The organism is Acetobacter sp. JWB, assembly GCF_003323795.1.
Taxonomy (GTDB): domain Bacteria; phylum Pseudomonadota; class Alphaproteobacteria; order Acetobacterales; family Acetobacteraceae; genus Acetobacter; species Acetobacter oryzifermentans.
On record NZ_CP030871.1, the window covers coordinates 187,373 to 200,149 of the forward strand.

Genomic DNA, 12,777 nt, shown 5'->3' on the forward strand with positions numbered 1-12,777 from the left:
AGGGAATATGTTTTCGCTTCAAAGTCGCAAGGATATCTTATTCCTTTCAATTCTGTCTGCCATTCTCCTGATTGTATTGCCTTTGGGATTGGATGCGTTTCGTCTTAATCTTGTCGGCAAATATCTTACGTATGCTTTTGTAACCATTGGGCTGGTTGCATGCTGGGGAGATTCAGGAATTCTTAGTCTTGGTCAGGGAATATTTTTTGGGCTTGGTGGATATTGCATGGCCATGTTTCTAAAGCTCCAGGCGTCCACTTTGGAGGCTACGAAAAGCCAGTCTACTCCAGGTATCCCCGATTTTATGGATTGGAACCAGATTACGGCCTTACCTTGGTTCTGGAAGCCGTTTCATAGCCTTTCTTTTTCACTCGTGGCAATTATAGCCGTGCCAGTGCTTCTTGCGATGGTGATTGGTGCAGCGATGTTTAAACGCCGTGTTGGAGGAACATATTTTGCAATTATTACACAAGCCATAGCATCTGTTTTGACCATTCTTATCATCGGTCAGCAGGGATATACCGGTGGAGTCAACGGTATCACAGACCTTCGTACGCTTGATGGTTGGGATATTCGGACTGATCATGCAAAACTTGTTCTTTACTACGCAGGTGTTTTTTTACTTTTGGCTTGTTTGCTTTTGGTGCGTTTTGTGCGGCAAAGCAAGCTCGGCCGTATTTTGCGTGCGATGCGGGATCAGGAAGATAGAGTAAGATTTTCTGGTTATAATGTTGCAAATTTTAAAATATTCATTTTTGCTTTGGCGGCAGCTATGGCTGGTGTTGGTGGTGCTCTCTTTACATTAGAAGTGGGCTTTATGTCTCCCACATTTGTTGGGATTGTACCGTCTATTGAAATGGTCATTTACTGTGCGGTAGGTGGACGTAATTCATTGGTTGGGGCTGTGTATGGCACACTTTTGGTAAACTGGGCCCGCACAAGCTTTTCGGAATCGCTTCCGGAGCTTTGGACATTTGCTATGGGCGGCTTGTTTATTGGAATTGTTGTTTTTCTACCTGGAGGCCTTGCCAGTCTTTATGAGAATTATATTGACCCATATGTCCTTCGTATTCTTGGCGGAAACCGCAGGCAGACCTCACATGCCGTAGATGAAGCAGCATAAGGAAGAAAGCAAGATGAAAATGCAAAATGAAACATTGCTTTCTGTTAAAAACCTTAGTGTATCTTTCGATGGGTTTAAAGCGGTTGATAACTTATCGTTTCAGCTTGCAAAAGGGGAAATTCGGGTAATAATTGGGCCTAATGGTGCGGGTAAAACAACGGTTCTAGACCTCATTTGTGGGCGTACAAAAGCCACATCAGGCTCTATTCAGTTCGAAGGGAGGGAGCTCACTCGGCTTAAGGAGTATGATATTGTTCGGGCCGGGGTAGGGCGTAAGTTTCAGACGCCATCTGTCTATGAAGATCTAACGGTTTTTGAAAACTTGGAAATATCTTACCCATCCAGAAGAAGTGTTTTTGAGGCACTTTTTTTTAGGAAAGATAAGGAAATTATAAATCGTATCAAAGAAATTTCGGAAATGATTTTTCTTTATAACCATCTTGATCGTAAAGCTGCTGATCTTAGCCATGGCCAGAAACAGTGGCTGGAAATAGGAATGTTGCTTATCCAGGACCCTGCACTTTTGATGCTGGATGAACCTGTCGCAGGTATGACAGTTAATGAACGCGTACGTACAGCAGAGCTACTTCAGCGTATTATACAGTCACGTTCAGTTCTTGTAATTGAGCATGATATGGGGTTTGTAGAAAAAATTGCCCACCGGGTTACTGTTCTTCATCAGGGGCGTATTATTTCAGATGGTTCAATGGAACATGTGAAAAACGACCCAAAAGTTGTGGAGGTGTATCTTGGACACTCAATATAACAATAAAATTACGAATGTTGCGACGTTGGATAAATCGCTGTTGGATGTTCGAAACTTACATGTGGCTTATGGGGCTAGTGAAGTTCTGCACGGCGTTGATTTACAAGTTGGACATGGTGAAATTGTCGTTCTCATGGGGCGTAATGGTATGGGGAAGACGACACTCATGAAATCGCTTATTGGCAATTTACCTCTTCGTTCAGGAAGTATCGGGCTTGATGGTAAAGATATTACAAAGTTGCCAGCTTATAAGCGTGTTGAATCTGGTCTGGCCTATGTTCCTCAAGGGCGTATGATATTCCCTGCCATGACAGTAACCGAAAATATTGAGACTGGTTTATTTGTGAGGAATGAAAAGTATGTTCCAGAAGATCTCTATAAAATTTTTCCGGTTTTGCAAGAAATGGGATCACGAAGAGGAGGTAATTTATCTGGCGGACAGCAACAGCAGCTTGCAATAGCACGTGCTTTGGCAACACGTCCTAAAGTTCTTTTGTTGGACGAACCTACAGAAGGCATACAACCATCTATTATACTTGAGATGGCGCAGACGTTGAAACAAATCCGTGATAATAGTGGTTTAAGTATTATGGTGTCTGAACAGGTGCTCAGTTTTGCTTTGGATATTGCAGACCGTATTCTGGTGATTGAAGGGGGCAATATTGTGTATCAGACAACAAAAGAAGATGTTGATGTTGAGAAACTTACACGTTTTCTATCTGTTTAAATTATTTTAAAAATATTTTTGAAATAAAAATAAAATCAGAAATTTTGTCTAAGAATTTTATGAAATTAGGTCGTGTTGAGTATGCATGATAGAAAAGTAATCAACCAAAGATAATTTATCATAATGTTGGACGTCTGAAACAATAGGGTTGTAAGTATATATTGGATAGACGTCTAGATATGTGGGGTTGGTGTAATGGCTGGGGCACGAATAAATCGCTTTCCCAGAAGGTTCCATTTTGACGGTACCTTCTGTGAAGGGCGATTAAAAAATATATATTCTATATAAATATATTTTCGTAATTATATAGAGTAAAATTTTTATTTGATTTGCGACTGATAAGTTTTGATCTTGGTCATGATATCGGTAGCGATTTTGATCAGATCTGTATTTTTGGATGTAGTAATTTCTGTCGTAAGAACTAATTTCATTTTGGCTGTGCTGCTCATGAAATAACGGGAGTAGCTTCGGTCAAACGCTGAGCCATATAAATGTTGCAACCGATCAATAATTTTTTGGTTTTGAGCAGAGGGTTTTGCGGGCAGCGTTAAAGTATGAGTTGTTGCTAATTTGGTGAGTGTGTTATGGTTTTCTGTTAGATCTTTTACGATAGTCGGGCTGAGAAGAGCGATATCGTTGCGAGCCGAATGGGTTTTGGCAAGGTTTGCTAACGCAATATGGGTGAGATCCATTTCATTCAGTTGTTGGACAAAATTTGCGTCAGCAGACGTAAATGGTGCAGCTTGTGCCAAGGCAGGCAAAGGAGGTGCAGGTGGCTGACCGGGGCTGATACAGGCGCTCAGCGCAAAAAGGCCAATAAGAAGTGGCGAATAGGTAAGCGCTTTACAACGAGACAGGGCCAGCATGATCAGAAAATTCTCCTTTGGCCGCACTGGCCGTTTTGTATGACGTTTTTAAATTGTCATACACTGCTTGGGAAAGTCTATGATGATAGGAAGAGATCAAGGAAGCAAGATAGTATTTTCTAACTAGTATTATAAAATAAAGTGACAATAAGAAATATATATTGATAATATTTGTGATTTAATTTATCAAAAAGAAATGTTCACACTTTATTTAACATCGTGCATTGTGTGGAGGAGAGCACAGTAAATTAAAATGGCTACGCTTCTCTGTGGAAGTGTTTAGGTAAAGTGTGAGGATAATCAAAGAAATGAAGTGTCGTATTGCGGGTTTGTTCGCGGTTGCCTCACTCTCTGTGAGTCTGAGTGGGTGCGGGTATTTTGATTCACGGGCTGCGCATAAAGCACAAATCACAATGATTGGGATGACCTCCTATGATCTGCAAGCCTGTGCGGGTCTGCCAACAGCAACTAAACAGATTAATGATACAACTCAGATTTTTGTTTATACAGGAATGCAGCCACAGCCGAGCTATGGTGGTTCCACCCTTATTCCGATAGGTGATATTGCAACAACAATTGCACAGCTTGGTGGCGGGGGTGGAACGAGTTGTTCTGCGGTGATCCGTCTGGATCATGACCGTGTCTCGGATGTGCATTATACAGGCAATAATGACGAAATGGTTGGAACAGATGGTATCTGTTCCATTATTACACGTGGCTGCGCCCGCCAGCCTGAAGGCACAATGCAAAAATCTGCTGGCGGCATTTGGGGCCCGGTTTCAGCTTTCCATCCGCCGCGTACGCCCCAGCAATCCACAACAGCAACGTACTCTACGCAATCTGGTGGTGTTGTCTTGAATTCTAATAAAAATTCATCAGATCCAATTATTGTTCCTAGGACACAATAAGGCGCAGGTTTAAAAAGTATTTCTGTTGTATTTTTAGAGGAAGCATATTTTTAGAAATGCTTCCTCTTTATTTTGTTATTTCCGTAGTATTATAATATTTGATGGATTTATAGATAATATATTTTGGGAGGCTTGATAATAAGCTTTGGCGGTTACCCAGTGGAGAGCTGTTTCGCCTTCCTTTACGGTCAAAATGCCCTCATCAATTTCTTGCCCTACACTCAAGGATGCCAAGTCTACCTGCAAAAGAAGGTTATAATGCTCCCCCATAGCGACAGGCCCGTATTGAGAATGTGCCTGATAGATGCAGCTAAAGCGTTTGTAGGCTGTGCCTTTTGCAAGTGGATATTTTGAAAAACACCTTGAAACAGAAGTATGCATTGCTCCTTTACCGTGGTCATCTGCACATCCTGATAAGAACATACAGATAAAAGCAACGACAAGGAAATACTTCGGTGTTATGTTTGTGAAAATTTTCATGTTCCAGATAAAGATTTTGTAGACAATAGTGTGTGTAGACAATTTTTAAACCACATAGAATGTAACATGAAAATCTAGAGAAATAACTTGTCAAATATTTGTTCGGCTTGAAAATTAATCTTCTCATCTTTGGTCTTGCTGCACGAAACGGTGCGCACGTCGTAGTTTTGAGGTAGTAATCTTGAGGAAAGAAGACACCCTTGGCTGATCTTCCTCTTCTGCCGGAAGACGTTCCGAACTTTTGCGTCTGATTGGTGCAGTAATGAGGAGTGATACCTGCACGTAAACCGTATTACTCTGGCGTATCAAACGAAGAATGGTCTCTGCTTGTCCCACATCTGCTCCTAATACGCGAGGATACCTTCCATCGCGAAACTACTGACAGCCTCTCTGCTGCGGAGAGTTCTGCTGATGAGATAGGGATCGGTTGATGTCTGTGCCCATTCTGCAATTTCTCCCAGAGCGGCTATTGCCTGAGGGTGCGAGGCTGTGATGTCGTCTAGATACACCCCACTTTCAGGTGGAGGTGGTGGGACGATGCCATAATGGCTCTCGTAAGGGGGAGGCAGGCGGGTCAGACACTCTCTGATGTCTCCCATTAAATCCTGACGGTTCACGGCGAAAACCTTAAACATGGGAGGATAGCATGATCCATATTTAAGATTTTTATCATAAACCTAATTTTTGAGCTATCATCTTGTGCTGTCCTTAAGGTTTGTCTGTTGCTCCCGTGACATGACGATTGCTTCATCCTTGGGCTTTCATGCCGGAAGACAGAAGGTTACTTGAAAGTTTGCTTTGGAGCAGATAGGAGGAATTTAAGAACAATTCGCATTTGTGCGGGAGTGTAAAGATATCAGGTTTCAAACAGAAAACCTTATATCCTGGGCCAGTATATCGCAATGAGAAACCAATATATAAAATTTACCGGCATCCGTAACGGATATAAAATATTAACCCTCTGTATTTTTACCTTTTTCCCACTCTGGGCATATGCCCAGAGTACAACACCAGTACAGGAAATTCTGGAACTTACAGTAATTTGACTGGAGATAGGAATTATTTCACCCATACTCAGGATTTCGATGCACGATGGGCCTCTTTTATGTCCGTCACAGAAATAAAGGCAGATAGAAATAATTCAGTTATTCGACTTCTCATGAATTTTCCAAAAGAGGCCGGTGAACCGCTTGCAGTGTGCGTCAGGCTACACCGTGAAAGTAGTGTTTGGAAGATTTACCAGGTAGACCCATCTCTGTGTACTGACCTGCCTGATTGTAAGGATAACTGAGTGATTTATTGATAGTATAGATTATTTTTTATGTAATTAAGATGTGAGTTTCTCTTCTAGGAATGTCGCAGTTTTCTGATTTTTCTGTTGTCGTGACTTTCTGCGAACAACTTTGCTGACAACATGCTTTCAAAGCATAGGCATGGTTTTTGAGTTCTGCGAGGTCTTCAGGACTATCCTGGATAACGCCCAACAGGGTTTCAAGGTTTCTGAAGATAACAGGAAGCTTTATGACCTGACTTCTGACACGTTCTCTGTTTACGGCTTCACTGGTGTCACGCCAGCATTCCAGAACCTCGATTTTTTCCTGCGTGGTGCATTTATCCAGAATGTCACGGGAAACCATGGAATAGTAGCAGGGAAAAGTGCCAAGGGTTTCCTTGATGGCTCGTTTCTTTTCAGGGCTGTATGTCCAACGAGTGATTTCCCATTTGGGTCTGGCTTTATTTTCTAATAATCGAAATTACATGATAAAATTCTCCTTATAAAATAAATGAAAAACTCCTTATGAATTTTTTCTGTTTTAATGGTGAAGGGTAAAGAAATTAGCGTTTCTTTTTTGTGATTTCCACAACAACAGGGACTTTCTTATGTGAAGCCTTGGGGAGCGTCAAAGTCCTGCGTTCCGGCTTCTGAGCACCAGTCTGCTGTGTTTTCTGCTCCTGAGCCTTGGCCTGTTCTTTTTTACGTTTTTTGTTTTCCATGGCATGAGCAGAAAATATGCCTCCATCCGGAAAAATATTGAACAGCCATTGCTTGTGAGTGCCATCCACATTGGCCTTGTAAAAAGCAATTTTGTCGTTGGCTATTTTCATGAGGCTCATCATTAAGAGTGAAGCTGACGGTGCAATCGAAAGCTGAATCGAAGTTTTTTAGAGCTTCACAGCTTTGCTTAACAATTTTAATGGCTTCGACATCTACTCTGGCCTGTCGACGATTGCCGCCAAATAACATGTTGAAGCCACTGGGCTGGCTGAGTAGATCGGCTTCGAGTTGAGCCATTTCGCCTTGATTGGGCGTTCCACCGGAACAGGCGGAGAGCATAAGAGGTAAAGCCAGAAGAGCCATGTGTAAGAGACGAGAAGGAGAACTTTCGAGCATTTTTCTGAACCAAGAAGTTACGTGATATCGTGGTCAAAATCCGTCGTTTTTGGGACAAAAGGCTTTCAAAGCACGAACAGAGTAAAGTGGCGTCTCAAAAACGTGTCCTGTTTACATAAGGAGACACAAACGATGGCGCGTTATGGTTATGCTCGTATTTCAACGGGTGAACAGAGCCATGATCCTCAGCTTCTTGAGTTGAGGCGGGAGGGATTTGAGGAGATCATCACCGATACTGTTTCAGGTCGGATTACTGCGGTGGAACGTCCTGGACTTTCTGGTCTACTGAACCGGCTGGGGCAGGGGGATAGTATGGTGGTGGCACGTCTGGATCGGCTTGGACGTGATACCGTCGATGTCATGGGGCTGGTCAGGAGCCTTACGGAGAACGGTGTTCGTGTGCGAATACTGAATATTGGGATTGAGACGGGCACGCCCGATGGTCAGCTCTTTTTGACCATCTTTGCAGGCTTTGCCCAGTTTGAGCGGGAGATTATCCGGGAGCGGACGCGAGCTGGCTTGGAAGCCGCGCCTCAGGCCGGAAAGCGACTGGGGAGATGCCCTATCCTGACGTCCCGTCAAAAAAAGCATGTCTGTGAGTTGAAGGAAGCCGGGAGGTCACGGGCAGAAATTGCAAAAATTTTTCGGGTCAGTCGAAGCACGGTCCAGTGCGGGGTATAGCGTGCCAAAAAACAGGCTTTCGGGACAGTAGCGACGTAGTCAGGTCGATGTGGCTTGACAAGTTTCCAGAAACGACCGTTTTTCGGACACTAAACGTTGTTGAGAGTATGTTGGTTGCATTGGGATGTGATCGTTTAATGTCGGCTCATGCCTTCAAGACGTCTGTCAGAGGTTTGTTCTGCGTCATATCAAACTACTTCATTATCTCCATAGTATTTATGCATGTCACGTCATGAGCAGCACCGCCACCATACCGTTGAGCAACAAACGGATCTCTGGTGGGACAGGCTCAGCAGCCACGCATCCACCGATTTCTGCAAAGACCGGGTTTGAAACGTAAGAAAAAACTGACACGATCTTTTGTCAATAGAACCCGATTCTGCGATGAAGCCAAAGTGCCTTGTGATCCACCAGTCACAAGTGTCATTGATAGTGTTGGCTTGCAACCATACAACGTTCAGAAAAGCCCACGGGACCAATAAATTCGTGGAGTTTACTTTATTCGCATGTCAGATTGAATGCGATACTTCTAAAGTATGTCTGCTCATGTCCTGTTACGAATGCACGAAAGCCATCCTGGTTTTTTTGAAGGGGGTGGATAGACCTGTGTGCCAGCGAGCGATTCAATGCGTGCGCAATTCCAGACACCATCGTCTATTGCTTGTTGGAGCATGGCCAATGTGACGGGCACTGTTGTCAGTTTGCGGACTGGTTTGCCCAGCAAAAGTTTCCAGATCAGAAATCGGAAAAAAACAAAGAGGATAGCGGGGATAATTAATAAAACTTGTGTTTCATCATTAAAATATCGATGAAAATCAAAATCCCCAACCTCGATTGAGAACGTTTCTGCATAGGCCTCTATGAAGTAATGAGCATCAATTCCATCCAGACCAAGATCTTCTACAATTCTTGTTGACAGTTGAATTTCATTTTCAGAAATTTTTTCTTCGGACATTAAGAAATTCTTGAATTTTTCTGAGAGAATATGCATCTAAAAAATCCTGTCTTCAAGTTTAACTAGGCGGTTATACTGGTGAATAGTATTATAAAAAATTTTTGATACGTCGTAAAAAATGATAGCAGCACCTACATAAGATACAGATCGCCCAACAGAAACGCCAATTTTTTTTTGTAAGTATGTACTTCCAGTTTATAAATCGAACACCAGTAAATGCGGGAAGAATTCTATATTTTATGCTATAAGGCAAAGCGCTTCGTGCCATAATAGATGCAATGGAAGTTCCTTTTGTAGTTTTGTTAAATTTACTTCGAACTGTTATGTTGTTTTGACCGAGAAAGATAGCAGTTATTGCGTCGACATCATGAATTCCAAGTCCTTTTCCTATTTCATCGATTGCGATATAAACAAATAGCTCTGCTGGTATAAGGTTTTTTATGTATCCCATATGTATAGAGATTTCCCATTATTTTTTATCCTTGATGGTAATTTTGTGATGAATTAATGTTTGTTGCTAAAGAATCATTGATCCCGCGTGATTGTGTTCTGTTGACAAAAATTTTTATCAGTTTGTTTTTCCTGTGTTTCGAAGTCGGTTTTTGCGGAAAACGGTAGATGCGTGGCTGCTGGACTTGTTCCGCCAGAGATCCGTTGGTTTCTTAACGGTATGGTGACGGTGTTGCCCATAACATTGCATGCATAACGCCATGGGAAATGGCACGCGGTCTATGTTCGGTTCCGCCTGTGAACTGAGCCAGATGTCTGGGATGCCTTAATGGTGCTGGTCGCAACGCCACGCGGTTTTCTGGTCGACAGGGGTATGATAGCAACGGCATCCGTGAAAACCTGCTTTTCCACGGGATACTGCCTGTCATTCCGTAAGTTCGAACTGCACTCAGCACATCCCTTGCAATTCTCGTCGAGACTGTGATCACAATAGGATCAAGAGAATGCTTGGCCGTTGCTTGGAGGGTGTTTCAAAAGCCGGCCTACATAAGGCTCTGAAAATTAATAAAAGTCTTTGGTGAAGCTTTTTCCGAAAAGCTGGAGACCTCCAAAAACCCCTTGGTTTGAGAGGACAGATATGATTCTCTTTAATTCTGTCATCTGATGGGGTTTGGCGATGAAACAGCCGGGATTTTTCGATATTGACGACCGCCTGAAGGCGCTTTCGGCCAAGGGAGATGCACTGGAGAAGCTCAGCCATGTTGTCGATTTCGAACGGTTCCGCCCCTTGTTGGTTCAGGCGATCCCGCGTGCGGATGGCAGCAAGGGAGGACGTCCTGCCTATGATCCGGTTTTCATGTTCAAGGTCCTGGTCCTGCAGGCAAGCCATTCCCTTTCTGACGAACGCACGGAATTTCTGATCCGGGACCGGCTGTCCTTCATGCGTTTTCTGGGTCTTTCCCTTGCGGATCCCGTGCCCGATGCGAACACGATCTGGACCTTCCGCGAGGCTCTGACACACGCCGTTCTTGACGGCGCGCCTGCTATTGAAGCCCTGTTTTCCCTGTATGAGACAACGTTACGTGAGGCCGGATTTCTGGCCATGAGTGGGCAGATCATTGATGCCACGGTCGTTGCGGCTCCCAGACAGCGCAACACGGATGCTGAAAAGGCCATTCTGAAGGCCGGCGAGATCCCTCAGGACTGGAAGGACAAGCCAATAAAACTTGCGCAGAAAGATCGGGATGCACGCTGGACGATCAAATACTCTAAAGCAAAACCGGCAGAAGACGGGGCAAAACGGGTTGATTTTGCTGTGCCCGCGTTCGGCTACAAGAACCATGTGGGCATTGATCGGCGCTATGGGTTAATCCGCAAATGGAAAGCAACCGATGCGTCCCGACATGATGGGGCGCAGCTTCCAGCACTCCTTGATCCGAACAATACAGCCAGCGATGTCTGGGCCGATACCGCCTATCGGTCACAGGCCAATGAAGCCCATCTGGAAGAAAAAGGTCTGCGCTCGCAGATCCATCGTAAACGAAAAGCCGGCAAAGCCCTGCCTCGACATATCGCCCGTGCCAACGGGCGCAAATCAAAGGTCCGCTCCCGTGTCGAGCACGTCTTTGCTTACGAGAAGGGACCGATGGCGCTCATCATACGCACGATCGGTCTGGCCCGGGCAACAGTGAAAATCGGCATGGCCAATCTTGTCTACAACATGAACCGTGCATTCTGGCTTCATAAAAAATACGGATCTATCGTCTGATCCAGCCCAGACGACCAGCGTTGTCAGTCCTCAACACGACACACTCCCGATAAAGCTCATCAGTGTCGTAACCAGCCAGCGCATGTTTTACATACTCAGGCTCATAAATAGGGAGTTTTTAGAGGTCTCCAGCTTCAAAGACCGTCACCTTTTTGAAAAAAGGCAACACCCAAAAACTTTTATCATTTCTTACCAAGAACTTGTTTTAAAACAGCTTCTTAAAGGTAAAAATATTATAGCGCCCTTGCCAACAGAGGCCGCAATTCTAACGGGTCTGGATAAAGATATGACAACTCCCTCCTTACGCCATGAAGGCATAGTGGTTCAAAAATTAAGAAAAATGGAATGATCCACCAAAGCTGAATGACCCCTTTGAAAATATTTACAAAGAGGAGTGTCAGATTTTTTGTGCTGGCAGATAAACAAAACAGATCCATTAAAAAAATCTGCCAATGAGTTTTGTGCCACTTTGTGTGTGGCCCACAAAAAACCCATTGTTTTTCTTTCATATCAAGATCTGCGCGTAGTATCAAGATTATGTTCGAAAGATGGAGTGTTCTAAAAACCTTTGACTGGCTGCTTTTGTGCCTGATTTCAGGTTTTTGACATGTTGATTTCTGGTGCCTTATCCTGATTTTCGCTCTGCGATCTGAGCAGAGCGAGGGTTTGGTGCTCTGGGTTGCTACGCGGCGGCGTTAATCCGCTGCAGAAGGAGAAAGCGACGCATATTATAGATGATGTTGGCCAGCCCGATCCTCATGGTGGCCCGCGTTATACCTACGGTTCGGACGAACAGTCCCGTCTGTGATTTCTGGTCGGCAAAGACATGCTCGACATGCGACCGGATAACGGACTTTCCTGCGTTGGATCTCTGGATATGGCGTGGCATAGGCTTGAGATGCGGCTTTTCCTTCGAGACAAAGCCCTCCTTTCCCATGAAGTCCTCATTGGCTTTTGAGCGGTAGGCTGTGTCTGCCCAGACCGTTGAGACTGTATTGCTTTTATCAAGCAGACCCTCTCTCAATCGTGCGCCATCACTGGCGGCCGCATCCGTCGTCTTCCATTTGCGGATCAGCCGAAATTTCCGGTCGATGGAGATGTGCGATTTATAGCCGAAGAACGGGATGGCCAGATCTGTTGCCGGCATGGTCCCGTCCTCCTGTCGCTTCGCTTTCGTGAACTTCAGGGGCCAGCGCGCATGCCTGTCCTTGTGGGACAGCTTTGACGGCTTGTCCTGCCAGTCATGGGGGATCCGTCCTTCACGCAGATCCACCTTCTCCGCATTGGTATTGCGCTGCTTCGGAGCCGCTACCAGCGTGGCATCCAAGATATGGCCTGACATCGGTAGATAACCAGCGTTACGCAGGGTTGCATCAAAGCGATTGAAGGAGAGGCGGTCGTTAATCAGGTATTCTGTCCGTTCATCGGACAGATTGTTCAGGGTCTGGATCACCATGATCTTGAACATCAACACTGGATCAAACGGCGGGCGCCCACCTTTGCTCCCGTCTGAATAGGCCAGTGCCTTGTCCAGCTCCGGGCAGAATACCTCAAAATCCACAGTCCGGGAAAAGGCTTCGAGTTGATCACCAAGCCCGCTCAGCCGAGCAAGCCGCTCTTCAACATCAAAAAATCCCGGCTGCTTTATCATCTATCCTTCC

Annotated in this window: 14 protein-coding genes; 8 read left to right on the plus strand and 6 right to left on the minus strand. The window is 44.7% G+C overall.

The genetic code is table 11. The annotated features are described in order from the left end of the window. Positions 1–7 precede the first annotated feature (7 nt). The 3 genes from urtC to urtE all read left to right on the plus strand — a co-directional run bounded on the left by urtC (position 8) and on the right by urtE (position 2,616). A complete protein-coding gene (urtC, locus tag DS739_RS00870; protein ID WP_006116736.1) occupies positions 8–1,123 on the plus strand; it encodes an urea ABC transporter permease subunit UrtC in 1,116 nt (371 codons plus the stop codon). A 13-nt stretch (positions 1,124–1,136) separates the two neighbouring features. Then, complete coding sequence (gene urtD / locus DS739_RS00875; RefSeq protein ID WP_035352501.1) at positions 1,137–1,889, plus strand: urea ABC transporter ATP-binding protein UrtD; 753 nt, start codon at positions 1,137–1,139, stop codon at positions 1,887–1,889. Positions 1,890–1,950: 61 nt separating this feature from the next. Then, positions 1,951–2,616: an urea ABC transporter ATP-binding subunit UrtE gene (gene urtE / locus DS739_RS00880; protein ID WP_231621220.1), complete on the plus strand. Its 666-nt coding sequence runs from the start codon at positions 1,951–1,953 to the stop codon at positions 2,614–2,616. A gap of 320 nt (positions 2,617–2,936) precedes the next feature. On the opposite strand, the gene DS739_RS00885 is transcribed toward urtE, so the two are convergent. Then, positions 2,937–3,482 (minus strand): DUF4142 domain-containing protein, encoded by a 546-nt coding sequence (locus DS739_RS00885; RefSeq protein WP_035352481.1) that lies wholly within the window; start codon positions 3,480–3,482, stop codon positions 2,937–2,939. 413 nt (positions 3,483–3,895) lie between these two features. Between DS739_RS00885 and DS739_RS00890 the strand changes: the two genes are divergently transcribed. Beyond that, the gene (locus DS739_RS00890) at positions 3,896–4,390 is read left to right on the plus strand and encodes a hypothetical protein (RefSeq protein WP_035352479.1); all 495 of its coding nucleotides are present in this window, start codon (positions 3,896–3,898) and stop codon (positions 4,388–4,390) included. A 75-nt stretch (positions 4,391–4,465) separates the two neighbouring features. On the opposite strand, the gene DS739_RS00895 is transcribed toward DS739_RS00890, so the two are convergent. Then, positions 4,466–4,870, minus strand: coding sequence for a hypothetical protein (locus DS739_RS00895; RefSeq protein ID WP_231621217.1), 405 nt, complete (start codon positions 4,868–4,870; stop codon positions 4,466–4,468). A 1,105-nt stretch (positions 4,871–5,975) separates the two neighbouring features. Here DS739_RS00895 and DS739_RS14600 point away from each other — a divergent pair. Further along, positions 5,976–6,161: a hypothetical protein gene (locus tag DS739_RS14600; RefSeq protein WP_369870372.1), complete on the plus strand. Its 186-nt coding sequence runs from the start codon at positions 5,976–5,978 to the stop codon at positions 6,159–6,161. Positions 6,162–6,189: 28 nt separating this feature from the next. Here the strand turns inward: DS739_RS14600 and DS739_RS14100 are convergent, their stop codons facing one another. Further along, positions 6,190–6,507 (minus strand): hypothetical protein, encoded by a 318-nt coding sequence (locus DS739_RS14100; protein WP_006116742.1) that lies wholly within the window; start codon positions 6,505–6,507, stop codon positions 6,190–6,192. Between the two features lie 199 nt (positions 6,508–6,706). Next, positions 6,707–6,976, minus strand: coding sequence for a hypothetical protein (locus DS739_RS00920; protein ID WP_035352472.1), 270 nt, complete (start codon positions 6,974–6,976; stop codon positions 6,707–6,709). Positions 6,977–7,394: 418 nt separating this feature from the next. Here DS739_RS00920 and DS739_RS00925 point away from each other — a divergent pair, with 418 nt between their 5' ends. Then, on the plus strand, positions 7,395–7,943 hold the full coding sequence (locus DS739_RS00925; protein WP_035352469.1) for a recombinase family protein: 549 nt from the start codon (positions 7,395–7,397) through the stop codon (positions 7,941–7,943). Between the two features lie 544 nt (positions 7,944–8,487). On the opposite strand, the gene DS739_RS00930 is transcribed toward DS739_RS00925, so the two are convergent. After that, entirely contained in the window at positions 8,488–8,898 is a 411-nt protein-coding gene (locus tag DS739_RS00930) for a DUF1493 family protein (protein WP_081461457.1), read from the minus strand. Positions 8,899–10,024: 1,126 nt separating this feature from the next. Here DS739_RS00930 and DS739_RS00935 point away from each other — a divergent pair. Further along, positions 10,025–11,116 (plus strand): IS5 family transposase, encoded by a 1,092-nt coding sequence (locus DS739_RS00935; protein ID WP_035352416.1) that lies wholly within the window; start codon positions 10,025–10,027, stop codon positions 11,114–11,116. Between the two features lie 82 nt (positions 11,117–11,198). Further along, positions 11,199–11,465 carry a hypothetical protein gene (locus tag DS739_RS14250; RefSeq protein WP_039891860.1) on the plus strand — a complete coding sequence of 89 codons (267 nt, stop codon included), beginning with the start codon at positions 11,199–11,201 and terminating at the stop codon, positions 11,463–11,465. Positions 11,466–11,798: 333 nt separating this feature from the next. On the opposite strand, the gene DS739_RS00945 is transcribed toward DS739_RS14250, so the two are convergent. Beyond that, positions 11,799–12,767, minus strand: coding sequence for an IS5/IS1182 family transposase (locus DS739_RS00945; RefSeq protein ID WP_006116745.1), 969 nt, complete (start codon positions 12,765–12,767; stop codon positions 11,799–11,801). Positions 12,768–12,777: the final 10 nt, after the last annotated feature.

What these genes read in the sequence shown, in the direction of transcription:
- urtC (WP_006116736.1), top strand. Translation starts at nt 8, where the DNA reads ATGTTTTCGCTTCAAAGTCGCAAGGATATCTTATTCCTTTCAATTCTG.
- urtD (WP_035352501.1), top strand. Translation starts at nt 1,137, where the DNA reads ATGAAAATGCAAAATGAAACATTGCTTTCTGTTAAAAACCTTAGTGTA.
- DS739_RS00885 (WP_035352481.1), bottom strand. Translation starts at nt 3,482, where the DNA reads ATGCTGGCCCTGTCTCGTTGTAAAGCGCTTACCTATTCGCCACTTCTT.
- DS739_RS00890 (WP_035352479.1), top strand. Translation starts at nt 3,896, where the DNA reads ATGATTGGGATGACCTCCTATGATCTGCAAGCCTGTGCGGGTCTGCCA.
- DS739_RS00895 (WP_231621217.1), bottom strand. Translation starts at nt 4,870, where the DNA reads ATGAAAATTTTCACAAACATAACACCGAAGTATTTCCTTGTCGTTGCT.
- DS739_RS14600 (WP_369870372.1), top strand. Translation starts at nt 5,976, where the DNA reads ATGTCCGTCACAGAAATAAAGGCAGATAGAAATAATTCAGTTATTCGA.
- DS739_RS14100 (WP_006116742.1), bottom strand. Translation starts at nt 6,507, where the DNA reads ATGGTTTCCCGTGACATTCTGGATAAATGCACCACGCAGGAAAAAATC.
- DS739_RS00920 (WP_035352472.1), bottom strand. Translation starts at nt 6,976, where the DNA reads ATGAAAATAGCCAACGACAAAATTGCTTTTTACAAGGCCAATGTGGAT.
- DS739_RS00925 (WP_035352469.1), top strand. Translation starts at nt 7,395, where the DNA reads ATGGCGCGTTATGGTTATGCTCGTATTTCAACGGGTGAACAGAGCCAT.
- DS739_RS00930 (WP_081461457.1), bottom strand. Translation starts at nt 8,898, where the DNA reads ATGTCCGAAGAAAAAATTTCTGAAAATGAAATTCAACTGTCAACAAGA.
- DS739_RS00935 (WP_035352416.1), top strand. Translation starts at nt 10,025, where the DNA reads ATGAAACAGCCGGGATTTTTCGATATTGACGACCGCCTGAAGGCGCTT.
- DS739_RS14250 (WP_039891860.1), top strand. Translation starts at nt 11,199, where the DNA reads ATGTTTTACATACTCAGGCTCATAAATAGGGAGTTTTTAGAGGTCTCC.
- DS739_RS00945 (WP_006116745.1), bottom strand. Translation starts at nt 12,767, where the DNA reads ATGATAAAGCAGCCGGGATTTTTTGATGTTGAAGAGCGGCTTGCTCGG.